21 protein-coding genes are annotated in these 25300 nt (G+C 32.5%); 16 read left to right on the top strand and 5 right to left on the bottom strand.

All coding sequences use genetic code 11. The annotated features are described in order from the left end of the window. Nucleotides 1–50 precede the first annotated feature (50 nt). From APR43_RS16775 to APR43_RS16755, 5 genes are all read right to left on the bottom strand, one after another. Nucleotides 51–437 (bottom strand): DUF4258 domain-containing protein, encoded by a 387-nt coding sequence (locus APR43_RS16775; protein WP_053471420.1) that lies wholly within the window; start codon nucleotides 435–437, stop codon nucleotides 51–53. Nucleotides 438–473: 36 nt separating this feature from the next. Continuing rightward, nucleotides 474–1673 carry an alanine dehydrogenase gene (locus APR43_RS16770; RefSeq protein ID WP_053471421.1) on the bottom strand — a complete coding sequence of 400 codons (1200 nt, stop codon included), beginning with the start codon at nucleotides 1671–1673 and terminating at the stop codon, nucleotides 474–476. 148 nt (nucleotides 1674–1821) lie between these two features. Then, complete coding sequence (locus APR43_RS16765) at nucleotides 1822–2595, bottom strand: DUF4262 domain-containing protein (RefSeq protein ID WP_053471422.1); 774 nt, start codon at nucleotides 2593–2595, stop codon at nucleotides 1822–1824. Between the two features lie 4 nt (nucleotides 2596–2599). Beyond that, nucleotides 2600–3007 carry a tRNA (adenosine(37)-N6)-threonylcarbamoyltransferase complex ATPase subunit type 1 TsaE gene (gene tsaE / locus APR43_RS16760; RefSeq protein ID WP_053471423.1) on the bottom strand — a complete coding sequence of 136 codons (408 nt, stop codon included), beginning with the start codon at nucleotides 3005–3007 and terminating at the stop codon, nucleotides 2600–2602. Nucleotides 3008–3121: 114 nt separating this feature from the next. Next, the gene (locus tag APR43_RS16755) at nucleotides 3122–4675 is read right to left on the bottom strand and encodes a bifunctional response regulator/alkaline phosphatase family protein (protein ID WP_053471424.1); all 1554 of its coding nucleotides are present in this window, start codon (nucleotides 4673–4675) and stop codon (nucleotides 3122–3124) included. Between the two features lie 221 nt (nucleotides 4676–4896). Here APR43_RS16755 and APR43_RS16750 point away from each other — a divergent pair, with 221 nt between their 5' ends. The 16 genes from APR43_RS16750 to APR43_RS16675 all read left to right on the top strand — a co-directional run bounded on the left by APR43_RS16750 (nucleotide 4897) and on the right by APR43_RS16675 (nucleotide 25294). Then, nucleotides 4897–6126 carry an HD domain-containing protein gene (locus APR43_RS16750; RefSeq protein WP_053471425.1) on the top strand — a complete coding sequence of 410 codons (1230 nt, stop codon included), beginning with the start codon at nucleotides 4897–4899 and terminating at the stop codon, nucleotides 6124–6126. Between the two features lie 39 nt (nucleotides 6127–6165). Next, nucleotides 6166–7209: a UDP-3-O-(3-hydroxymyristoyl)glucosamine N-acyltransferase gene (lpxD, locus tag APR43_RS16745; protein ID WP_053471426.1), complete on the top strand. Its 1044-nt coding sequence runs from the start codon at nucleotides 6166–6168 to the stop codon at nucleotides 7207–7209. Next, nucleotides 7202–8590 carry a bifunctional UDP-3-O-[3-hydroxymyristoyl] N-acetylglucosamine deacetylase/3-hydroxyacyl-ACP dehydratase gene (locus APR43_RS16740; RefSeq protein WP_053471479.1) on the top strand — a complete coding sequence of 463 codons (1389 nt, stop codon included), beginning with the start codon at nucleotides 7202–7204 and terminating at the stop codon, nucleotides 8588–8590. Before lpxD ends, APR43_RS16740 begins: the two co-directional genes overlap by 8 nt. Nucleotides 8591–8660: 70 nt before the next feature. After that, nucleotides 8661–9446, top strand: a complete 786-nt coding sequence (lpxA, locus tag APR43_RS16735) for an acyl-ACP--UDP-N-acetylglucosamine O-acyltransferase (protein WP_029270176.1) — start codon at nucleotides 8661–8663, stop codon at nucleotides 9444–9446. A 126-nt stretch (nucleotides 9447–9572) separates the two neighbouring features. Continuing rightward, nucleotides 9573–10139: an elongation factor P gene (gene efp / locus APR43_RS16730; protein WP_053471427.1), complete on the top strand. Its 567-nt coding sequence runs from the start codon at nucleotides 9573–9575 to the stop codon at nucleotides 10137–10139. Nucleotides 10140–10230: 91 nt separating this feature from the next. Further along, nucleotides 10231–11160 carry a UDP-3-O-(3-hydroxymyristoyl)glucosamine N-acyltransferase gene (locus tag APR43_RS16725; RefSeq protein WP_053471428.1) on the top strand — a complete coding sequence of 310 codons (930 nt, stop codon included), beginning with the start codon at nucleotides 10231–10233 and terminating at the stop codon, nucleotides 11158–11160. A gap of 1 nt (nucleotide 11161) precedes the next feature. Then, nucleotides 11162–11524 carry a nuclear transport factor 2 family protein gene (locus APR43_RS16720; protein ID WP_053471429.1) on the top strand — a complete coding sequence of 121 codons (363 nt, stop codon included), beginning with the start codon at nucleotides 11162–11164 and terminating at the stop codon, nucleotides 11522–11524. An 86-nt stretch (nucleotides 11525–11610) separates the two neighbouring features. Further along, the gene (gene sucD, locus APR43_RS16715; protein ID WP_053471430.1) at nucleotides 11611–12483 is read left to right on the top strand and encodes a succinate--CoA ligase subunit alpha; all 873 of its coding nucleotides are present in this window, start codon (nucleotides 11611–11613) and stop codon (nucleotides 12481–12483) included. A 140-nt stretch (nucleotides 12484–12623) separates the two neighbouring features. After that, the gene (locus tag APR43_RS16710) at nucleotides 12624–13052 is read left to right on the top strand and encodes a hypothetical protein (RefSeq protein WP_053471431.1); all 429 of its coding nucleotides are present in this window, start codon (nucleotides 12624–12626) and stop codon (nucleotides 13050–13052) included. A gap of 121 nt (nucleotides 13053–13173) precedes the next feature. Further along, nucleotides 13174–15465, top strand: a complete 2292-nt coding sequence (locus tag APR43_RS16705) for a T9SS type A sorting domain-containing protein (protein WP_053471432.1) — start codon at nucleotides 13174–13176, stop codon at nucleotides 15463–15465. A 263-nt stretch (nucleotides 15466–15728) separates the two neighbouring features. Next, nucleotides 15729–16340 (top strand): RNA polymerase sigma factor, encoded by a 612-nt coding sequence (locus tag APR43_RS16700; protein WP_053471433.1) that lies wholly within the window; start codon nucleotides 15729–15731, stop codon nucleotides 16338–16340. Nucleotides 16341–16430: 90 nt separating this feature from the next. Further along, entirely contained in the window at nucleotides 16431–17543 is a 1113-nt protein-coding gene (locus tag APR43_RS16695) for a FecR family protein (protein ID WP_053471434.1), read from the top strand. A gap of 298 nt (nucleotides 17544–17841) precedes the next feature. Then, nucleotides 17842–21570, top strand: a complete 3729-nt coding sequence (locus APR43_RS16690) for a SusC/RagA family TonB-linked outer membrane protein (RefSeq protein ID WP_053471435.1) — start codon at nucleotides 17842–17844, stop codon at nucleotides 21568–21570. Nucleotides 21571–21581: 11 nt separating this feature from the next. Continuing rightward, on the top strand, nucleotides 21582–23057 hold the full coding sequence (locus tag APR43_RS16685; protein WP_053471436.1) for a RagB/SusD family nutrient uptake outer membrane protein: 1476 nt from the start codon (nucleotides 21582–21584) through the stop codon (nucleotides 23055–23057). Nucleotides 23058–23076: 19 nt separating this feature from the next. Continuing rightward, nucleotides 23077–23937 (top strand): substrate import-associated zinc metallohydrolase lipoprotein, encoded by an 861-nt coding sequence (locus APR43_RS16680; RefSeq protein WP_053471437.1) that lies wholly within the window; start codon nucleotides 23077–23079, stop codon nucleotides 23935–23937. A gap of 10 nt (nucleotides 23938–23947) precedes the next feature. After that, nucleotides 23948–25294: a DUF4302 domain-containing protein gene (locus APR43_RS16675; RefSeq protein ID WP_053471438.1), complete on the top strand. Its 1347-nt coding sequence runs from the start codon at nucleotides 23948–23950 to the stop codon at nucleotides 25292–25294. Nucleotides 25295–25300: the final 6 nt, after the last annotated feature.

Genomic DNA, 25300 nt, shown 5'->3' with positions numbered 1-25300 from the left:
GTGCGATTTCTCGTTCCTCGAAATGACAAGAAACTTAATAAATTTATAGACTATTTTTCGACAGCTTTCTTAATAATTTCTTCTAAAACAGCTTCGTTTTCGTAGTTAGTAACTTTTAGAATAATCTCTTGATTTTTAACTGTTTTTCCTTCAATGACATATAATTTTCCCTTGTTAAACGGAACATTACTTTGATCAAAATCAACATCACCGTAAGTTAAAGTATTTTTAATATCGGCAGTATCAACCCACTTTTCGTTTAAAGTCTGAATTGCTTTATCGGAATATTTAAAAGGTTTTGTTCTTAGATTGTTTAAAACTCGGGCGTTTGGAAAATAGTTACAGCGAGTGTCTTTACCACTAAATACAAGGGCTACAAAAAAGCATCCCATAATTAATCCAATCAAATAATATGCAAAACGGTGTACGAACTTCATGAAATAAAATTTTGGCAAAGGTACATTAAAGTTCCTTTAAAATACAAGTAAATTAATATCGTTGTCTGGCAGGTCGAACCAGTCGCCAATTGCTTTATTTGTTAGGATTCCATGATATAAATAAATTCCGTTTTTAAGTCCTTTATTGCATCGAATTGCACTTTCTAAACCACCATCTTCGGCTATCTGATGTAAGTAAGGTGTTAGGATGTTACTGATTGATAATGAGGCAGTTTTAGAATAACGTGAAGGTATATTTGGTACACAATAGTGTAAAACATTACTTTTTATGAAAGTCGGTTTTTCGTGAGTTGTAACTTCTGAAGTTTCGAAACAACCTCCGGTATCAATGCTTACATCAACAATCACAGCGCCTTTTTTCATGTGTTCGACCATAGTTTCATTAACTACAATCGGACATCTTTCTTTTCCTCTCATCGCTCCAATCGCAACATCACAACGTCTTAAAGCTTTTAATAAACCTTTTTGTTGTATAGTTGAAGTAAAAATTCGCTGGTTTAAATTATTTTGTAAACGACGTAATTTTGTGATTGAATTGTCAAAAACTTTTACGTTTGCACCCAATCCAATTGCTGTTTTTGCAGCAAATTCGCCAACTGTTCCAGCTCCAAGAATTACGACTTCAGTAGGAGGGACGCCGGTAATATTTCCGAATAAAAGCCCTTTTCCAAATTCATCTGTAATCATTAATTCGGCTGCAATAAGGATAGAAGCTGTTCCTGCTATTTCACTTAGCGATTTTACGGCAGGATAAGAACCGTCTTCATCTTTAATATATTCAAAAGCTAAAGCTGTAATTTTTTTTTGTGCCAAAGCTTCAAAATAAGCTTTCTTTTTGGTTTTCAATTGAATGGCCGAAATGATTGTCGTTTCGGGATTTATCATTTCAATTTCAGCTAATGTTGGCGGTTCTACTTTTAATAGCAGCGGACAGCCGAAAACTCTTTTGGTATCTTTTGTAATTTCAGCACCTGCATCTGAGTATTCCTTGTCAGTATAACTCGAACTTTCTCCTGCTCCAGATTCAATCATAACACGATGACCTTCATAAGTAAGGGAATTTACGGCATCAGGAGTCAAACAGATACGACGTTCCTGATAGCTTGTTTCCTTAGGAATTCCTATGAAAAGTTCTCTTTTAAAACGACCAACCTCAAGTTTTTCTTCTTGCGGAAGCAATTGTTGTTTTGTAAATGGAGTTAAGGTAATTGACATGGATTGTGCAAAATATTAAGGGTACAAATTACGTAAAAAGTTTTAAAATTAGTGCAAAAATTCTGCTAATAGTAAGGTTCAGTGTTAAGATATTTTTCTATCTGTTTTTTATTGTTTTTTTAAACCTGATTACATAATGAAAATTATATTATTCATTATCATCATCGTATTCTAAGATATCTTTAACCCATTTATCTCCAATGAATTTTCTCTCTGCTTCTTCTCCATATTCAAGATCAAATACTTCGTTTAATGTCTTATCTTTCAATATTAATTGTTCCAAAGCAACAATTATAATATTTTCTGTTGATATTTCATCATCTGTCAAAAACTGCCAGTCACCATCTTCTTCATGAATAACTCTTACGATTGTCTTTCCTTCATTAAGCCACTGTTTGGTTGTAAAAGTTGCAAGATTTTTGGCTTCTCGAAATTTGAAATTACTATTTCTATCCAATAAGGGTTGCTTGTAAAGGAATTCTTCTTCGAAATTTTCTTCCCAAGGAAATTTATTATTTCTATCTGTCCAAACCAATTGAAGAGCTGGAATATCCTCTCTTTCATAGAAATTGATTGCTGTGCCAAAATAGTCTGAAATATTATTGGGATGAACTTTTAAAAATTCTGCTCTGCTATCTTCAAAAATATCTGAATAGTTTTTTCCTTCAATAATTGTTTCATTCTTTTTAATTATTTCGGCAACATCATTTATAAGTGCATGTAAAAGAGAAATAGATAGTCCAAAACAAATAATTTCTGGATGATTGTATTTTTCCCAAAGCCCAATGCTATATGCAAAAGAAGGCAGGTAATCAGTTGCTTCTATAAGTATAACTTGAAGACCATATTTTTCAATATTAATTTTGGTTTCCCTGATTAATTCATCAGGATCAATACAATTATGATTTTCATCTGAGATCATAGTATCAATTTAATTTCAATTCTCTTTTCCCGTCTGCCAATAATTCAATATTAATGGTAGAGTATTCTTCCGGAAGAAGATTTGCAATTTTTTCAGACCATTCAATAAAACACCAATTTCCTGAGTATAAATAATCGTCAACACCCATATCGAGCGCTTCGGTTTCTTTATTTAATCGGTAGAAATCAAAATGATAAACGGTTTGATTATTAGAAGTATAATATTCATTTACTAAGGAAAAAGTCGGACTGCTGGTAGCATCCTGAACTCCTAAACTTTTGCATAACTGTTTAATTAAAGTAGTTTTTCCAACGCCCATTTCTCCATTAAAAAGAATGATTTTTTTTGGGTTTGAATCTAAAATCTGCTGTGCAACTTCCTGAATTTGATCTAATGAAAAAACGATATTCATTTTTATATTTTTTTTTGCCACGAATTTCACAAATTTTCACGAATTAAAAGTTGTTTTTCTTTTCAATTTCAATAAAAATTAGTGTCAATTCGTGAAATTCGTGGCGATATATTTTTATTTCGGATTAAATACCAAGAACGGAATAATCATTTCTTCTAACGAAATTCCACCATGTTGATAGGTATTTTTATAATAACTTACATAATGATTATAGTTGTTTACGTAAGCTAGGAAAAAATCATTTTTGGCAAAAATAAACGAGCTACTCATATTTATGGCAGGTAAACCAATTGTTTTAGGTTCTTTAACTACGTAAACATCTTTTTGTTCATATGTTAAACTACGTCCTGTTTTGTAGCGCAAATTTAAACTTGTATTTTTATCTCCCACAACTTTCGACGGATTTTTTACATTAATTGTTCCGTGATCTGTGGTTAAAATCAATTTGAAACCTAAAACTTGTGCTTGTTGAATAATTTCTAATAAAGGAGAATTTTTAAACCAGCTTAAGGTTAAAGAACGATATGCTTTATCATCAGAAGCTAATTCTTTTACGACTTCCATTTCCGTTTTAGCGTGCGAAAGCATATCCACAAAATTGTAAACAACCGTTACTAAGTCGTTTCCTTTTAGGGCTTTAAAGTTTTCTGCCAGTTTTTTACCTCCGGCATAATTGGTGATTTTAAAATAATCTTCCTTAATATTTAATCCTAAACGCTTTATTTGTGCCGAAAGAAATTCAGCTTCGTAAAGGTTTTTTCCTCCGTCTTCAACGTCATTTTTCCAATATTGCGGAAATTGTTTTTCCATGTCTAAAGGCGTTAAACCAGAGAAAATAGCATTTCGGGCATATTGTGTAGCGGTTGGAAGAATTGAGAAATACGGAACTTCTTTTTCTAATTTATAGTAATTAGAAATTACGGTTTCAAAAGATTTCCATTGATCGTAGCGAAGATTATCAATAACAACAAACAAGATTGGTTTGTCTTTCTTTTTGATTTCAGGAACTACTAATTCTTTAAATAAATTGTGAGACTGAATTGGTTTGTCTGCTTTTGGTGCAAACCAGTCTTCATAATTTCTTTCGATATATTTCCCAAATTGAGAATTAGCTTCAACTTTTTGAGATTCAAGAATTTCGACCATTGCCTGATCGTTAATGTTTTCTAATTTTAATTCCCAGAAAAGCAATTTTTTATACAATTCAACCCAGTCTTCATACGAATTTACCATTGCTAATTCCATTGAAATTTTTCGGAATTCTTTCTGATAATCGAGCGTTGTTTTTTCTGAAATTAATCTCGAATCGTCCAGATTCTTCTTCAAACTCAATAAAATCTGGTTCGGATTTACCGGTTTTATCAAATAATCGGCAATTTTAGAACCAATCGCTTCTTCCATTATATATTCTTCCTCACTTTTGGTAATCATAATCATCGGGATGGCAGATTTTTTCTCTTTCATTTCAGAAAGAGTTTCAAGTCCGCTCATTCCCGGCATATTTTCATCAAGGAAAACAATGTCGAAATTTTCTTCTTCAAACAAAGCAATGGCATCAAGTCCGTTATTGCTTGTGGTAACTTCGTAATTCTTTTTTTCGAGAAATAATATATGTGGCTTTAAAAGATCGATCTCATCATCGACCCAAAGTATTTTTATCTTATCCATAAACAGTTTTAATTTTAATGCAATTTAAAAGTATAGAACTTAAAAAGTATTAAAAATAGTATAAAATTAAGGATGACGAATTGAAATTTATTTAGAATTATTTTTTGCGCCTTTTTAATGTTTAAGAAAATACTTATAGTAAATATCTGTTTTTTAAGTTAAAAACTGAAATGAATTTATACTTAATTACTTATATTTGTTGACCAAAAAATAACCAAAGAGTGACTCAAATTAACAAATTAAAAATATTCAATGACCCAATATACGGGTTTATAACAATACCGAACGAACTCATCTACGACCTAATTCAACACCCTTACTTTCAGCGTTTGCGACGTATTTCGCAAATGGGATTATCGTATTTAGTTTATCCGGGAGCAAATCATACTCGTTTTCATCATGCATTGGGCTGTATGCATTTAATGCAAAAGGCTGTTGAAAGTCTTCGTTTTAAAGGTGTTGCGATTTCAAATGATGAAGAATGTGCTTTATTAATTGCTATTTTACTGCATGATATTGGGCATGGACCGTTTTCGCATGCTATGGAAAAAAGTATTGTTGAAGATGTTAATCACGAAGCCATTTCATTATTGTTTATGAACAGGCTTAATGATGAATTTGACGGAAGATTAAGCCTTGCAATTCAGGTTTTTAAAGGTGAATATCATAGAAAATTCATGTTACAGTTGATTTCAAGTCAGTTAGATATGGACAGAATGGATTATCTTAAACGAGATAGTTTTTATACTGGAGTTGCAGAAGGAAATGTGAATTCAGAACGTTTAATTCAGATGATGAATGTAGTTGACGATGTTCTGGTGATTGAGGAAAAAGGTATTTATTCTGTAGAGAAATTTCTGCTTTCGCGAAGATTAATGTACTGGCAGGCTTATTTGCATAAAACAAGTCTGGTTGCCGAGTTAATTTTAATGAAAGTGTTGAAACGAGCTAAAGAATTGACTTTAAAAGGAGTTAAACTTCCTTGTAGTGAACCGCTTTTGTATTTTATGCAAAACAAAATTAGTCTTGAAGATTTTGATGCCGAAAAACTGGATTTATTTTCCCAGTTAGATGATTTTGATATCATCAGTGCTTTAAAAGCATGGCAGAGAAATTCTGATTTTATACTTTCTACCTTAAGTAAAATGATCATTAACAGAGATTTATTAAAGATTAAACTTAGTGCAGACAAAATTCCAATGGAAGAATCCCAATCTTTAAAAGAAGAATTTGCAGAAGCACATAATATTTCGGCACTTGATGCCGGTTATTTTATTTTTAGAGGTAAAATTAAGAATCAGGCTTATAGTAAAGCTGCCGAACCAATACGAATTTTGAAAAAAGATAAAACAATTGAGGATGTTGTCGAAGCTTCTGATCAGTTGAATCTTAAATCGTTATCTAAATTGGTGACAAAATATTATATCTGTTTTCCAAAACAACTTATCTAAAATTAACATTTAAAATCTATTTTTTATATTTTTGTCGCGATGAAATTTACAGCAGAACAAATAGCAGGAATTTTAGAAGGAGAAGTTGTTGGGAATCCCAATGCCGAAGTTTCTCGACTTTCTAAGATAGAAGAAGGAGAGGAAGGATCTCTTACTTTTTTGGCTAACCCGAAATATATCAACTATATATATACTACAAAAGCTACAGTTACCATTGTTAACGACAGCTTTATACCTGAACAGGAAATTACTACTACATTAATTAAGGTTGAAGATGCTTATGCTTCTTTTTCTAAACTTTTACAATTTTACAATCAGGTAAAATTGAATAAAAACGGAATCGAACCACAGTCTTTTATGTCTGAGGGAACTAAATATGGAGAAAACTTGTATTTAGGAAGCTTTAGTTATATTGGGCAAAATGTAGTTTTAGGAAATAATGTAAAAATTTACCCAAACAGTTTTATTGGCGATAATGTTGTTATTGGCGATAATGTGTTTATTTTTGCCGGTGCAAAAATTTATTCTGAAACTATAATTGGTAATAATTGTACCATACATTCCGGTACTATTATAGGTGCAGATGGTTTTGGTTTTGTACCAAATGAAGAAGGAGTTTATAGTAAAGTGCCGCAAATAGGTAATGTAATTATCGAAGATAATGTAGATATTGGTGCCAATACTACAATTGACAGAGCAACTCTGGGTTCTACAATTATTAGACAAGGAGTTAAATTAGACAATCAAATTCAAATCGCCCATAATGTTGAAATTGGTAAAAACACTGTAATTGCTGCTCAAAGTGGTGTTGCAGGTTCTACTAAAATTGGCGAAAACTGTATGATTGGCGGACAGGTTGGTATCGCAGGCCACTTAACTATAGGAAATAATGTAAGGCTTCAGGCACAGTCTGGAGTGGCAAGAAACATTAAAGATGATGAAATTCTGCAAGGAACGCCATCGCTTGGATATACTGATTTTAATAAATCGTATGTTCATTTCAAAAATCTTCCTAAAATAGTTGCCGAAGTTGAAGAAATAAAAAAACAAATAATAAACCCAAAAAATGGAAATAATGGTTAAACAGAAGACCATCAAAAATGAAATTTCACTAAAAGGCGTTGGATTACATACTGGAAAAGAAGTTACAATGACTTTTAAACCAGCTCCAATTAATAATGGTTTCACTTTTGTAAGAGTAGATTTGCAAGGCCAGCCAGTCATTGAGGCTGACGCTAATTATGTTGTTAATACGCAAAGAGGAACTAATTTAGAAAAATTAGGTGTTAAAATACAAACTCCGGAACACGTTTTAGCGGCTGTAGTTGGCTGCGATTTGGATAATATTATTATTGAATTGGATGCCTCTGAACTACCTATTATGGATGGTTCATCAAAATATTTTGTTGAAGCAATTGAAAAAGCAGGAATTGAAGAACAAGACGCAAGCCGTAATGTTTATGTAGTTAAAGAAGTTATTTCATTTACTGATGAAGCTACAGGAAGCGAAATCCTTGTTATGCCGAGCGATGAGTATCAGGTAACTACAATGGTAGATTTTGGTACAAAAGTTTTAGGTACTCAAAATGCTACACTTAAAAGTTTATCAGATTTTAAACAAGAAATTGCAAGCTCTAGAACTTTTAGTTTTTTACATGAACTAGAATCTTTATTAGAGCACGGTTTAATTAAAGGCGGCGATTTAAATAACGCTATTGTTTATGTAGACAAAGAAATATCTGAATCTACAATGGCTAACTTAAAGAAAGCTTTTGGTAAAGAAGAGATTTCTGTTAAACCAAACGGAGTTTTAGATAACCTTACTTTGCATTATCCAAACGAAGCTGCAAGACACAAATTACTTGATGTTATTGGAGATTTATCTTTAATTGGAGTTCGTATTCAAGGAAAAATCATTGCAAATAAACCAGGTCACTTTGTAAACACTCAGTTTGCTAAAAAACTGGCAAAAATCATTAAAATAGAACAGAGAAATCATGTTCCTGTTTATGATTTAAATCAGGAGCCATTGATGGATATTCATAAAATCATGGCTATGTTGCCTCACAGACCACCGTTTTTATTAATTGACAGAATTATCGAAATGTCTGATCGTCATGTGGTTGGTTTAAAAAATGTTACGATGAACGAAAATTTCTTCGTAGGACATTTTCCTGAAGCTCCAGTAATGCCGGGAGTTTTAATTGTTGAAGCAATGGCACAAACAGGTGGAATTTTGGTTTTAAGCACTGTTCCAGATCCTGAAAATTATTTGACATATTTCATGAAAATTGACAATGTTAAATTCAAACACAAAGTATTGCCGGGTGATACCTTAATTTTCAAATGTGAGTTAATTTCTCCTATCAGAAGAGGAATCTGCCATATGCAGGCAAATGCCTATGCAAACGGAAAATTAGTGACTGAGGCAGAATTAATGGCACAAATTGCAAGAAAACAATAATTAATCAAATTTATTGTTTAGGTTTGTTGCCCTAAAAATTAGACTATTTTAATTAAAATATAAAACATAGATGAATCAACCATTAGCATATGTTCATCCAGGCGCTAAAATCGCTAAAAATGTTGTAATTGAACCTTTTACAACAATTCACAATAATGTTGTTATTGGAGACGGTACTTGGATTGGTTCAAATGTGACCATCATGGAAGGTGCTCGTATTGGTAAAAATTGCAACATTTTTCCAGGAGCTGTAATTTCTGCGGTGCCACAAGATTTAAAATTTGGAGGAGAAGATTCTCTTGCAATTATTGGAGATAACTGTACGATTAGAGAATGTGTTACTATTAATAGAGGTACAGTAGCTTCTGGACAAACTATTCTTGGAAACAATTGTTTAGTTATGGCTTATGCTCACATTGCACACGATTGTGAGATTGGTAATAACGCTATTATTGTAAATGGTGTTGCGTTGGCAGGACACGTAGTTGTTGGTAATCACGCCGTAATTGGTGGTTTGGCAGCAATTCACCAATTTATTCATATTGGAGATCATGCTATGATTTCTGGTGGATCTTTGGTAAGAAAAGATGTTCCTCCTTATACAAAAGCAGCTAAAGAACCATTATCATATGTGGGGATCAATTCAGTTGGTTTAAGAAGAAGAGGATTTAGTACTGAAAAAATTAGAGAAATTCAGGAAATTTACAGAATTTTATATCAAAAGAATTACAATACAACACAAGCTTTAAGTATTATTGAAGCTGAAATGGAAGCGACTCCTGAGAGAGATGAAATTCTTGATTTTATCAGAAATTCATCGCGAGGAATTATGAAAGGTTATTCAGGGAATTATTAATTTTAGAGTTTAGATTTCTGATTTTAGATTTCTAAGCTGTAAAAATAAAATTTAAATCATATTATAAAAATACAATGTGGATCAGTTTTTCAAAATCTACATTCAAAAATCTAAAATAAAAAACAAATGGCATCTACATCAGATATTAGAAACGGATTGTGTATTAAATTTAATCACGATATCTATAAAATCATTGAATTTCTTCACGTTAAACCAGGAAAAGGTCCAGCTTTCGTAAGAACTAAATTAAAAAGCTTAACTTCAGGTAAAGTATTGGATAATACTTTTTCTGCTGGTCACAAAATTGACGTTATTAGAGTTGAGACACATACATTCCAGTTTTTATATCCAGAAGGTGATGAATTTCACTTTATGAATGCAGAGACATTTGAACAAATTTCTTTAAACAAAAATATCTTAGATGCTCCGGATTTATTAAAAGAAGGAACAAATGTAATGGTTCAGATTAATACTGAAACTGATTTACCTTTATCTGTAGATATGCCTGCATCTGTAGTTCTTGAAGTTACTTACGCTGAGCCGGGAGTAAAAGGAAATACAGCTACAAATGCTACAAAAAATGCTACAGTAGAAACTGGAGCTTCTGTAAACGTTCCGTTGTTCATCAACGAAGGTGATAAAATTAAAATCGATACAGCTTCAGGTTCTTACATGGAGCGTGTAAAAGAGTAGTTTTTATAAGTTTTCAGTTTTCAGTCACAGTTTTTCAGTTTGTTGATTGAAAACTGTGACTGAAAACTGAGACTAAAAACGAAATAAAAATATGAAATTTCCAAAAGTTCACTCTTTAGAAGAAATTGCAAATTTGCTTAAATGCGAATTTATTGGTGACAAAAACTTTGAGGTTTTAGGCATGAACGAAATTCATGTTGTAGAACCAGGTGATATTGTTTTTGTTGACCACCCAAAATATTATGACAAAGCTTTACAATCTGCAGCAACCATTGTTTTAATAAACAAAAAGGTTGAATGCCCGGAAGGTAAAGCTCTTTTAATTTCTGATGACCCTTTCAGAGATTTTAATACTTTAACCAGACATTTTAAACCATTTCAATTTGCAAATGTTGCGATTTCATCTTCAGCTAGTATTGGAGAAGGAACTGTAATTCAGCCTAATAGTTTTATTGGTAATCATGTAAAAATTGGGAAGAATTGTTTGATTCACTCAAACGTTTCTATTTACGATCATACAGTAATTGGTGATAATGTTATTATTCATGCCGGAACTATTTTAGGAGCAGATGCTTTTTATTATAAAAAACGTCCGGAAGGTTTCGATCAGTTAATTTCTGGCGGAAGAGTTGTAATTGAAGATAATGTTGGAATTGGCGCCCTTTGTACAATTGACAAAGGAGTTACCGGAGATACTACAATTAAAGAAGGTACAAAAATCGACAATCAAGTGCATGTTGGACATGATTCTGTTATCGGAAAGAAATGTTTAATTGCTTCGCAGACTGGTATTGCAGGCTGTGTTGTTATTGAAGATGAAGTTACAATTTGGGGACAAGTTGGAACAACCAGCGGAATTACAATAGGAGCGAAGGCTGTTATTATGGGACAAACTGGAGTTACTAAATCGGTTGAAGGAGGAAAGTCCTATTTTGGAACTCCAATTGAAGAATCAAGAGAAAAGTTAAAACAATTAGCCAATATCAAAAAGATTCCTGAAATTTTAAATAAATTGAAGTAATATGTCTATAAAAGAGTTTGTTCAAAAATTTTATAAGTCGGATGCCTTAATTGATAGTGAAATTTTAAAAACTTATCTGCATCCAGAAGTAATTATTGAATGGAACAGTACAAAAGGTTTTATTCAGTTAGATTATAATGCTATAGTTGAATTAACAAATGAACTCAGCAGAGCTTATGTGCGTTCTAAAGTCAGAATCAGCCACATTCTAGCCGAAGATGACTTAGTTTCAGTACGTTATTCTCATTATGTAAAAACAATCGAGAATCCGCGTGAGGAAATGTTATTGGCACATTTTGCAACAATTTGGCAAATAAAAGATGATAAGCTTTATAGAGGTTATCAAATGAGTCAATTTTCTTAATATTTTTTTGACAATAAAAGAGGCAAATTACATTACAAAACCTTATTTTTGCAACACAATTTTAAAAACTACATAAAATATATATCATGAGTGTTTTAGTTAATAAAGATTCCAAAATAATTGTTCAGGGATTTACAGGAAGCGAAGGTACTTTCCACGCTTCTCAAATGATTGAGTACGGTACTAATGTTGTTGGTGGTGTTACTCCGGGAAAAGGAGGAACTAGCCATTTAGACCGTCCGGTTTTTAATACAGTAAAAGATGCTGTAGATCAAGCCGGAGCTGATACTTCTATCATTTTTGTTCCGCCAGCTTTTGCTGCTGATGCAATTATGGAAGCTGCTGATGCCGGAATTAAAGTAATTATTGCTATTACAGAAGGAATTCCTGTAGCAGATATGATTAAAGCAAATAATTATGTTAAAGAAAGAAATTCTAGATTAATTGGGCCAAACTGTCCAGGTGTTATTACTCCGGGAGAAGCTAAAGTTGGTATTATGCCAGGTTTCGTTTTCAAAAAAGGAACAGTTGGTATCGTTTCTAAATCTGGAACTTTAACTTACGAAGCTGCTGACCAGGTTGTAAAACAAGGTTTAGGAATTACTACAGCTATTGGTATTGGTGGAGATCCAATCATTGGAACTACAACTAAAGAAGCTGTTGAATTATTAATGAACGATCCAGAAACTGAAGCAATCATTATGATTGGTGAAATTGGTGGTCAATTAGAAGCTGATGCTGCAAGATGGGTAAAAGCTGACGGTAACCGTAAACCAGTTATTGGTTTTATCGCTGGAGAAACTGCTCCTGCTGGTAGAACAATGGGTCACGCAGGTGCTATTGTTGGTGGTTCTGATGATACAGCTGCTGCTAAAAAACAAATTATGAGAGACAACGGAATTTACGTTGTTGATTCACCAGCAGAAATTGGTAAAAAAGTAAAAGAAGTACTTGGATAAATTCCAATTATTAAAATAATAAATTCCAAAAAAGTCTCAATATTTTGTTGAGACTTTTTTACATTTTAAAGACTGAGGCGTAAAAAGAAAAAACTTAGAATCTTAGTACCTCAGTATCTTAGAAACTTAAAAAAGAAATGATGAGTAAAGAATTAGAAAAGTTTAAAGCAAGTAATAGTTTTACTTTTACTGTAAACGATAGTTTAGAAGAAGTTTGCAACGCTCCGGAAGGAAGCGCTGGAATCTTTGTAGTTTATGAAATTGACGGAGATGCAAAAGAATTAATCATGGTAGGTTCTACTGGAACTGTTCAAAATGATGGAACTCTTAAAAGCAAAAATGGAGGGTTGTATGATAAAATCGTAAACGGACATCAATTTGCTAAAACAGGAAGAAAATATTCATGGCCGGCTCAAATGAAACTTGAGAACATTTCTGTTCTTGAAGTAGTTTGGTATGAAACTTTTAATGCAGATGTAAAAGCAATTCCAACTGCAGTTGAAGGACAAGTTTTGCAAAATTTCTTAGATGAAAATGCAAAATTACCAAGATGGAATGTGGCTTTTTAAGCTGATTTCAATTTATAAAATTTCGAAGGCCTTACTAATACTTAGTAAGGCTTTTTTTATTGATAGATAGGTTTTTAATTTTTGGTTTTATATATTTAGGCATCAAAAACAAATTAAATCTATGATCAAAAACTACTTGTTATTACTGACTTTATGCTTTCTTTCTTCAGCGAATTCGCAAATTATTGATTTCCCTGATATTAATTTTAAAAATAGATTGTTGAGTATAGATCGTAATAGTTCTAAAGCAAAAAATAAGCTTGGAAATTATACGGCTGTAGATTTAAACGGAGATCGTGAAATTGATGTAAGCGAAGCTGAAAATTTAATATATCTAGATCTTTATAATTCTGTTAGTCAAAACCATATCATTAGTTTAGAAGGAATTCTTAATTTTTCTAATCTTTATACATTAAATTGTAATAACAATAGGATTGAAACTTTAGATTTGAGAGGTTTGAAATCATTAGCTGATTTAAATTGCGCTGTCAATAAAATTACCAGCCTAAATGTTAGTGGGTTAGTTAATCTACAAGGTATTAATTGTTCACATAATGAATTAACATCTTTGGATATCAGTAACCTGACAAATCTAAAGATCGTTCAAAGTTATAATAATCACCTTACTTCGATAAATACTACAGGTTCTACTGAAATTTTTAATTTATATTGTGAGTTTAATGAACTTACTTCGATTGATGTAAGTACATTGAAAAATCTGGATAGATTTTATTGTACTAATAATAAAATTTCTTCTTTAGATTTTTCTAATAATATTAAAATGAGATATTTGCAATGTGAGAATAATAATTTATCGACATTAGAACTTAGTCATATTAGTATTTTAGAAACTTTAAAATGTGATTATAATTTGCCTTTATCAACTATTTTTGTAAAAAAAGGCAGCGTACTTGGAGGTGCATTTACATTTAGTTTTTGTCCAAATCTAGAATATATTTGTGTAGATGAAGAAGGAGTTTTACGCGCAGAAAATTTAGTAAAAGAATATGGTTATAAAAACTGTAACGTTAGTTCATATTGCTCATTTGTTCCAGGCGGAAAATTTTATACAATTAAAGGTAATAATAAAGTAAATATTGATAATACTGAATGTAATGCTTCAGATTCATTAATTCCAAATTTGAAATACAACATTACGAATGGAACAGCTTCATGGGGAGTAATTTCTGATAGTTCAGGTAATTATCAAATCCCTGTTCAGGCCGGTACTTACACTATAACACCTATATTAGCAAATCCAGATTATTTTACAATTACTCCTGAATCAATCAAGGTTAAATTTCCTGCTAATGATGATTTTATTATACAAAATTTTTGTGTTGGTTTAAAAAATCCAAAAGCAGACTTAGAAGTTTCTATAATTCCTTTAGGTGCAGCACGACCAGGTTTTGATGCTAAGTATAAAATAACGTATAAAAATAAAGGTAATTTTAAACAGGATGGGGTGGTAGATTTAGTTTTTAATGATGCAATCTTAGATTTAGTAGAGTCAACTCCTTTAGTTAATGAACAAACAGCAAATAAATTATCATGGAGTTTTACTAACCTTAAGCCTTTTGAAGCAAGGGATATTAATATCATTCTTAATTTGAACTCTCCAACTGAAATTCCGGCTGTAAACAATAATGATATTTTAATTTACACAGTAAATATTGCATCAAATCAAGTTGATGTAACCCCACTTGACAACTCTTTTGCATTGCGCCAAACAGTAGTTGGATCTTTTGACCCTAATGATAAAACCTGTTTAGAAGGCGACGTTATAAAACCAGAATTAATAGGCGAATATGTTCATTATTTAATTCGTTTTGAAAATACGGGAACTTATCCGGCTGAGAATATCGTAGTGAAGGATTTAATTGATTTGTCTAAGTTTGATATTTCTACATTAGTTCCAACAGGAGCAAGTCACTCGTATGTCACTAAAATTTCTAATGGAAATAAAGTAGAATTCATCTTTGAAAAAATAAACCTTCCTTTTGATGATGCTCATAATGATGGATACATTGCTTTTAAAATTAAAACGTTACCAACCTTAAAAGTGGGTGATTCTTTTACAAATGAAGCTAATATTTATTTCGATTATAATTTTCCAATTTTAACCAATAAAGCTACTTCAACTTTTAAAACATTAGGAACTCAGGATTTCGAGTTTTCGAACTATTTTAATATATATACAAATCCGGTTAAAGATGTTTTAAATATCTCTGTAAATAATACAATTGAAATTAAGACTTTGAATATTTATGATATTTTAGGGCAGCTGATAATCACGGTTCCAAATGCAGAAAAAACATCTAATATTGATGTTTCAAGACTACAGGCAGGGAATTATATTTTACAGGTAAAAACAAATAAAGGGATTTCAAGTTCTAAATTTATTAAATACTAAATTTTAGTAAAGTAAGTAAAGTCATTCAAAAATATATTTGTTATTGGGGAGAACAATAATTTTAACATTTCCTTAAGAACCCAGTTATATCAACAAAAAGAGACAGTTTTCTATATTAGGAAACTGTCTCTTTTGTGTAAAATAATTGTTTTTAAGTTTTTGCTTTTATATATTTATCGAACAAAAGTAAATGATAATGTTAAAATAATGTATTCTCTGCATTAAGGAACATTGCCTTTGCAGAATTATAAGCCCCCGCAAATATGAGAACCCGAATCCTGCCGATCAATGCTGTTGATGATAATACACTTTGGAATAATTTAATAAATGGAGATGAAAAATCATTTTCATTATTATTTGAAAGATACTATAGTGATCTTGTAAATTATGGAAATTCCCTTTCTCCATATGCCGAAAAAGTACAGGATTGTATTCAGGATGTTTTTACTGATATTTGGGTTTATCGCAATTCCCTTCAGGAATCTGTAGTGGTAAAAGCTTATTTATTATCTAGCGTTCGAAAAAGAATTGCACGTCTATATGAACGTGATCATATTTTTAGAAAAACGGCAAGTACAGATGCGATTGCTTTTCTTTTAGAATTTTCTGTAGAAAACGAACTTCTGGACGACGATTATGCTGCAAAAGAAAAAGTAACATACCTAAACAAATTACTTAACGAATTACCTGCCAGACAAAAAGAAGCCCTTTATTTACGCTATCACCAAGGATTATCTGTAGAACAAATTGCAGAAATGTTGGATGTTAATTATCAGTCGGCGAGTAATTTGTTACACCGCGGATTATTGACTCTTCGCAAAGAATGGAAGGGTAGTTTTGCCTTAATCACGCTACTATTTTCAAGCACTCTTTAAAAAAAGTTAAAAAAACTTAAAAAAAATCATAATTTGGTGAGTATATAATAAGAGAACTGTCCTCTATGTTTTTGTAACCTTATTTTTTAGATGCAAAAACGTAATAAATATACCGAAATAGAAGATTTTTTATCTGATGAATCATTCCAATCGTGGGTTTTATCCAAAATTGATGAAGATGGCTGGGAAGAGTGGACTTTAGAAAGCCGCCAGCGTGCTAAATTAGTTGAAGATGCACGATTACTGCTTTTGGCAATGAAAGTTCCTGAAAATAATCTTTCAAGCTCTGATATTCACAGAGCGCTGCACAGTACCTGGATTAAAGTTCGGGATAAAGAAAATCAAAAAACTTTAGAGAATTTAAAAGTTAAGTTTTTCCGCAGACGATTTCTGTCTGGCGTAGCAGCAACATTATTTTTTGGTTTTATGGCTGTGTGGTTTTATAACAGCTATTTTAAAACCGAAAGCACAGTTGTAACTTACAAAGAACTTATTGACGAAAACAGCGAAGGATTAGTTGAGCAAACTAATAATTCTGACAAACCTCAAATTATTACCTTATCAGACGGCAGTTCTGTATTACTGCAGCCTAACAGTAAATTAAGTTATCCTAAAATCTTTACCGGAAACGAAAGAAAGGTGTATTTATCCGGCGAAGGTTTCTTTGAAATTAGTAAAAATCCCCACAAACCATTCTTCGTTTATGCAAACGAAATTGTTACCAAGGTTGTTGGAACTAGTTTTAGAGTTAAAGCTTATTCTGACCAGCCAGATGTAGAAATTCTTGTTCGCACCGGTAAAGTTAAGGTAAAGTCAAATGAACTGGTTTCTAAATCTGATGAAGAAGAAATTATATTACTGCCTAATCAGGCACTACGATTTTTGCGAAGCGACTTAAAGTTTAATAAAATTACCAATATTACGCAGGATGCAGCTTTAACTCAAAGTGTTGGAAATATAGAACAGCTGAGTTTTGAATTTAATGATATTCCGGTTTCGCAGATTTTTGAAACAATTGAGCAGGCTTACTTAGTAAATATCGATTATCCAAAAAATAAATTAACCGACTGCCACTTAACAACATCATTAAGTGATCAGCCTTTAACAGAAAAGCTGAAAATTGTCTGTAAAAGCATAGGCAATAATACCAGTTTTGAAATGAATGGGAACCAAATAATTATTACCTCAGACGGTTGTAATTAATTTTTTTAGTGTAACTGTAATTACACCAAAAATACCATTGTTTCTAATAATTAATTTTTCGAAGTAAAGCCTTTCATTTCCTAATGAAAATGTAATTTATTTCGCCAAAATAACAACCAAAAACTAAACTCAACCAGAAATAACTAAATGCCTATGTAAAAGTGAATACCATAAAAAAAGTGCCGAAATGCTGTAACATTATCGACACTTCATTAAATCGAATTTCTCTCTGTAAAGAGTTATTCATACGTTTCTTAAAATACACTCGAATCAGTATTAATCAAAACAAATCAAAATTATGAAAAAACCAGTTGTTAAACAACGATTACTCCATAGAATCATGAAAATAACACTATTTCAGTTTGTCTTAGCACTTGTGTTTTCAAGCTTTGCAGTGGCAAATAATGTAAATGGGCAAAAGAAATTAGATACCAAAGTTACAATTACAGTTGAAAATTTGACTCTTGATAATGCTTTGTCTAAAATTGAAAAGTCTGCACATGTAAAGTTTTCGTATAACTCAAGACTTCCTCAGTTAAGTAACAAAGTAAGTATAGAGGCCAATCAGGAAACGCTTTCAAGTATATTGAGCAGAGTTCTGGTTCCATTTAATATTACATTTTCAGAAGTAAGCAATCAGATTATTTTGCAAAAAACTGCCAGTGCAGATCCATTTGCAAGTGCTGATAATCATGATACACTTTTTGAAGTATTAACTGCAGGTCCAATCATCAAAGGTAAAGTTACAGACCAGTCAGGAAGCCCGCTTCCGGGAGCTACAGTTATGGCAAAAGGTACTAAAATAGCAGTATTAACAGATTTTGATGGTAATTTCTCTATCGAAATGCCTGCAAATTCAACAGGACTTATCATTTCTTACGTAGGTATGGACACGAAAGAAATTGGTATAGAAAATACTACACCAACCGTAGTACTTAGTGAAGTAGGACAAAACTTAAAAGAAGTTGTAGTAACAACAGGTTACGAAAAAACATCAAAAAGAACTTTTACAGGAGCTATCAGTAAAATTTCTGGTGCCGAATTAAAAGTTGATGGTGTTGTTGACGTAAGCAGAATGATTGAAGGTAAAGCGGCAGGGGTAACCGTACAAAACGTTACAGGAACATTTGGTACAGCTCCAAAAATCACAGTTCGTGGATCATCTTCAATCTTTGGAGACACAAAACCATTATGGGTTATTGATGGTGTGGTTCAGGAAGATATCATCAATATGTCATTTGCAGATTTAGCATCTGGTAACTCAGAAACATTATTAAGTTCATCAGTTGCAGGATTAAATGCAAATGATATTCAAAGTATTGAGATTCTTAAAGATGCATCGGCAACTTCTATCTATGGTTCAAGATCATTAAACGGAGTTGTAGTTGTAACAACAAAACAAGGTCGCAGAGATGCTCCGTTAAAAATTACTTACGGTTTAGAGCAAACTGTTAGAGCGGTGCCAAACTACAGCCAATATGATATTTTAAATTCTCAGGAATCTATGAGTATTTTAAAAGAAATGGAACAAAAAGGATATTTAGATTTACCTTCAACAGTAAACGGAAGATACGGTGGAGCTTACAACATTTTAGGAAGAGCAATCAACACTTACGTGCCAGAAACTGGAGGATATTTAGTAAACAATGATCCTGTAAGCCGTAACAATTTCTTAAAAAAATACGAATTAGCAAATACAGACTGGTTCAACGTTTTGTTTAGACCATCTATTACACAAAACCACTCTTTAAGTTTTTCTGGTGGTGGAAAAAACAACACATTCTATGCGTCTTTAGGATATTACACAGATCCGGGATGGACAATTGCTGATGATGTAAAACAAATTTCAAGTAACATTAAAGGAACATTTTATGTAAACGATAAATTGAACATTACATTATCTACATTAGCATCCATTCGTGATCAGGGCGCTCCTGGAAGTTACGAAAGTGAAAAAGACGTAGTTTTTGGAAAAGTAACCCGTGATTTTGATATCAACCCGTTTAACTATGTATTAAACACAAGTAGAACATTACGTCCTTATGACGAAAATGGAAACTTAGAATACTACAGAAACAACTGGGCTAAAATGAATATCATTAATGAGTTGAAAAATAACTACATGGAAATCGAAGTAAAAGATATCCGTTTCCAGTTAGATCTTGATTATAAAATTACGCCGCATTTAACGTACAACTTAACAGGTTCAGCACGTTACGCAAACACAAGCCGCGAACATAAAATTTTAGAAAACTCAAACGTAGTGGGTGCTTACAAAGCTGGAACTCCAGATGGAGAAGATGGTGTAAACACACTAGTAAGAGATCAGAATATTTTCTTATACCAGGATCCAAATGATTTAACAGCGCCAAAAGTTTCTGTTTTACCAAATGGAGGTTTCTTAAGAAAATTTACAAACGACATGACATCTTATAACTTAAGAAATAGTGTTAACTATAGAAATGTTTTTGCAGATAAACACGAAGTTGAAGGTTTATTTGGAACAGAGATGAGAGTTGTAGACAGAACAAGCGATCAATTTACAGCTGCAGGTTTACAATACGACAGAGGTTTAACAGCTTTTACAGATCCAAGAATCATTGAAAAAATCATTAACGGAGGAGATTCTTACTACGGATTTAATGAAGAAAAAGAAAGAACAGTTGGTTTCTTTGGAAAAATTGGATACACATACGATCGTCGTTATACAGCTTCTGTAACAGGACGTTATGACGGATCTAACAGACAAGGAAACAGCGATTCTTCAAGATGGTTACCAACCTACACTTTTAGTGGAAAATGGAACGTTGCCGAAGAAAGCTTCATGAAAAACGTAGAATCAGTAAATACATTGGCACTTAGAGCTTCTTACGGTTTAACAGCTACTGCAGGACCAGCAACAAACTCATTGGCAATCTACAAAAGTTATGTTACAGATCGTTTTAATCTTGATGACAGAGAAACTGGAATTAGAATTGACGAATTGCAAAACAGTGATTTAACTTGGGAAAAACAATTTGAAACAAACATTGGTCTTGACCTTGGAATGTTCAATAACAGAGTACAGTTAACAACAGACGTTTACCGTCGTAAAGCATTTGACTTAGTTGATTACGTAATTACTTCAGGAATTGGAGGACAAAGAATCAGACAAGGAAACAATGCTGATATGGAAACTAAAGGTTTAGAGGTTGGTATTACAACTAAAAACTTTGATAACAAAGATTTTAAATGGTCTACAACACTTAACTTTTCTGTTTACCACCAGGAAATTACAAAGTTAGAAAACACACCAACTGCATTCGATTTAATTGATGCAAACGGAGGAAACACAGTTGGACACCCAAGAAACTCATTGTATTCTTACCAATTTACAGGTTTAAATAATCAAGGTCTTCCAACCTTTATTTTACAAGACGGAGCAGAAAATAATATTACAGATGCTAACTTTCAGGATAATTTAAATGTTACGAAATATCTTAAATATGAAGGATCAATCGAGCCAAACAAATCTATAGGTTTAGCAAATACTTTTACGTACAAAAACTGGTCATTATATGTGTTTTTTGTTGGATCAGGAGGAAACAAAGTTCGTTTAAACCCTGTGTATGATAGTACTTATGATGATTTAACAGTATTTACAAAAGATTTCACAAACCGTTGGATCAATCCTGGAGACGAGAATTTTACAAATATTCCGGTTATTGCAGACAGACGTTTAAATGCTAATTATGGTGGAGAACGTACACTTGCAAGAGCTTACAATACTTATAACTATTCAGATGCTCGTATTGCAGATGGTGATTTCATTCGTTTGAAAAACATTTCATTAAGCTGGGAATTTCCTAAAGATTTCAAGAAAAAATTGGGACTAAGCACTTTTACATTAAAAGGTTCTGCAGTTAATCCTTGGTTACTTTACTCTGATAAAAGATTAAACGGTCAGGATCCTGAGTTTCGTAATTCTGGAGGAGTTGCTTTACCAGTAACATCTCAATACACCTTTACTTTAAACCTTTCATTATAATAGTCAGAAACATGAAAAACTTAAAAATAGCATTATCCCTATTAATACTAATAAGTGTTACTAGCTGCGATGATTTCCTTTCGGAAAAACCAGATAACAGAACAGAAATTGACACACCTGCAAAAATCTCAGAAATACTAGTTCAAGCCTATCCGCAAATGAGTTATTTTGATATTGCAGAAACAATGTCAGATAATGTTTTTGACAGCGGAATGCCGGAAACATTAAGAAAAAATGAGCAAAGCTATAACTGGGATATTCAAACAGAAACAACAGATATAGACACTCAAGCTTACTATTGGGATGCCTGCTACACTGCAATTGCACACGCTAATAAAGCATTAGAAGCTATTGAAGATTTAGGAAGCCCGGCAAGTTTAAACCCGCAAAAAGGAGAAGCATTAATCGCAAGAGCATATTCTCATTTTATGTTGGTTTCACTTTGGTCAAAACGTTATAATCCTGCAACTGCTGCATCAGATTTAGGAATTCCTTACGTTACAAAACCAGAAACTGAATTAGTTACAAAATACAAACGTAATACAGTAAAAGAAGTTTTTGACTTTATTGAAAAAGATATCGAAGATGGTTTAAAAATCGTAACAAACGATTATAAACAACCAAAATTCCATTTCAATGTAAGCGCTTCAAAAGCTTTTGCCAGCAGATTTTATTTAATAAAAGGTGACTGGGACAGAGTACTAGAATTAACAAGTGATCTAGGCTCAAAACCAGTTGGGAAATTAAGAGATTTTGCATCTTATGATTTACTTAGCGCCGTTGACCAAAGGTTAGCTTATGCAAGCAGTGATGCCGAAACAAATTTATTAATCGTTTCAGCAAATTCAATCGTAAGCAGATCATATTATTCAAACCGTTTTTACCTTTCAGGAGCAAGATATCCGGATATTTTTGGTACAGCAACAAGTTTGTTTAATAAACCTTGGTTATACAATTTTTACTCATCAAACAGCAGTATTACAGTATTCCTTCCTAAATTTTATGAGTATTTCAAATATTCAAATGTAACAGCAGGAATTGGAGATCCATATGTTGCAGAAGTTTTATTAAGCAATGATGAGTTTTTCTTGAACAGAATTGAAGCTCACGTAATGAAAGGAGATATTGCAACAGCAAACGACGAGTTAGAATATTTTCTATCAACAAGAACTGTAGGATATGTACCAACAGACAAGCTTACAGAAGCAAAAGTGGTAGCTAAATATCCGGTAATTGCAGATGAGTACACACCGTTCTACACAATGACGCCAGTACAAACATCTTATGTAAAAGCAATTGCAGAAACAAGACGTAGAGATTTTATACACGAAGGAATGAGATGGTTTGATGTAAAACGTTTTAACATCGTAGTGAATCACGAAACAACAAACAAACCGGTAAACACTTTAGTAAAAGATGACAACCGCAGAGCAATACAAATTCCTTTGCACGCATCAAATACAGGTGTCGAATTAAATCCTAGATAATCTTTAAAATTAAAAACTTATGAAACTATTCAAATACAATAAAATTATCGTTATGGCCTTGGTTTCGGCAGCTTTAATTTCATGCGGAAGCGATGATCAGCCGGGAGAAAGCCAGTTAGACTTTACACAGCCAACAAAAACGGCCTTAGATAACTGGATTACAACTACATATTTAAACCCATTTAATATTAATGTACAATACAAATGGAACCAAAATACAGTAGATAACAGTCGTTATTTATTTCCGCCAACAATTGACAAAGTGCAGCCGGCGCTTGAAATTGTTGAAGAAATTTGGTTAAAAAGTTACTCAACAATTGGAGGCGCAGATTTCGTTAAAAAAATCGCACCAAGAGAAATTGTTTTAGTTGGAGGAGTAAACTTAAACAGTGTAGGAACAAGAACTTTAGGTTTAGCCGAAGGAGGACAACGTGTTACATTGTTTGAAACAGATTATATCGATCAGTCAGATCGTGCAAACGTTTCAGAATTTATACATACTATTCAACATGAGTACATCCATATTTTGAATCAAAACAAACCTTTTGACGAAAAAGCTTGGGCTGCAGTAACGCCTGTAGGATATACAGCTGACTGGTATAATTATGATATTCCGGAATCAAATGAAATCGGGTTTATTACATCTTATGCAAGATCAAACATTAATGAAGACTTTGCAGAAACAGCTTCAATGATTTTAATTTTTACAAAAGCAGAATACGAAGCATTTTTAGATGGTATCGAAAGTCCTTTTGCATATCAGGCATTAAAAACAAAAGAAGCCTTGGTAGTAAAATATTTCAAAGAAGCATTCAATATGGATTTTTATGCTTTAAGAGACGAAGCTGAGAAAAACACAACTGCTGTAATAAACAACTAACACAAGTATCATGAAAATAAAAAACATATATAAGTATTTATTTGCAGCTATTTTGATACTGCATTTAAGCAGCTGTAATAACAATACAGATGCCGACCAATTATTTGACGAAACGCCTACAACGCGTATCAACAATCAAAAATCTGAACTTAATACTGCATTACTTTCATCACAATTTGGCTGGAAAGCGGTTTATTTTACAGATAATACAGTTTTAGGCGGATACACACACTTGTTTAAGTTTGCACAAGACGGAACTGTAGAAATGGCTTCTGATTTTGATGCAGATACTAATGTATACAAAAGTGAATACGCAATTCAGCTTGGAAGTACAGTAAGTTTGACATTTACTACAAAAAACAGAATTCACCTTTTATCTGAATCAGATAATTATCCAATTCCGGCATTAAGAGCAAAAGGATATTTAGGAGATTTTCAGTTTTTATACTACGGGCAAGAAAACGGAGAAATCATTTTTAAAGCAAACAGAAACGGCACAGAAATTCGTTTTGTAAAAGCAACTGCTGATGATTGGGCAAAATTGCCTCAGAATTTAGTAATGGAGCAAAACGTTATTGGAAGTGACGATAGACCACTTTTTAGATTATTAGAAACTACAGACGGAACAACAACACACAAATTCGATTTTTCTTTTAGCGAAGTAACTCGTTTTGCAGAGTCAAATTCTATCGAAACTGGTTATTCTATAAGCTACAACATGGGAGTAGGATACACGCCAACCGGAATTATAGTAAGCCCGGCTGTAGAAGTAGGCGGACAAAAATTATCAAACTTTGTGTATAATGATGCAGACGGAAGCTTTACAGCAACTGGAACTGGAGGAGTGAAGGCTGAAATTAAATATTCTAGTAAACCTTTAATCATTACAGATGACTATAAAAACTTCTTAGATGGTAAGCCGCAAATGGTTATCAGTTTTATTACTGCAAACCTTTATACAGCACCAACAACATCAACATACTTTAAAACGTTATTTGACGCTGCAAATGCTACATTACCGGCAAACCAAAAAATAACCAGAATTCAAATTTATTTCAATTCAGCTTTTGGTAATTATATCGAATATCGTTTCGCAGGCGGAAGACCAAGCGTTTATCACAACTTTACAACAAGTGCAGATGATACAAACAAACGAATTATTCTAACGCACGATTCATGGGATAACGGATCAGCTTATATTCCGGCTCCGGCTTTCTTAAAAAATCTTGATGATGAATTCTTCAACGCAGCAGGACTTTATTTGAAAAAAGAAGCATTTAAAATCCAGTTTACAAACAACATTTATACAGTTACAAGTTCTACAAATAACTTTAGAACAACAACATATCAATTATAGTAATTT

Origin of the sequence: Flavobacterium sp. NLM (assembly GCF_002210235.1) — a bacterium.
In the GTDB taxonomy this organism is placed as follows: domain Bacteria; phylum Bacteroidota; class Bacteroidia; order Flavobacteriales; family Flavobacteriaceae; genus Flavobacterium; species Flavobacterium panici.
The sequence above is the reverse complement of the archived record's forward strand: the minus strand, read 5'-3'. Positions and strand labels throughout refer to the sequence as shown.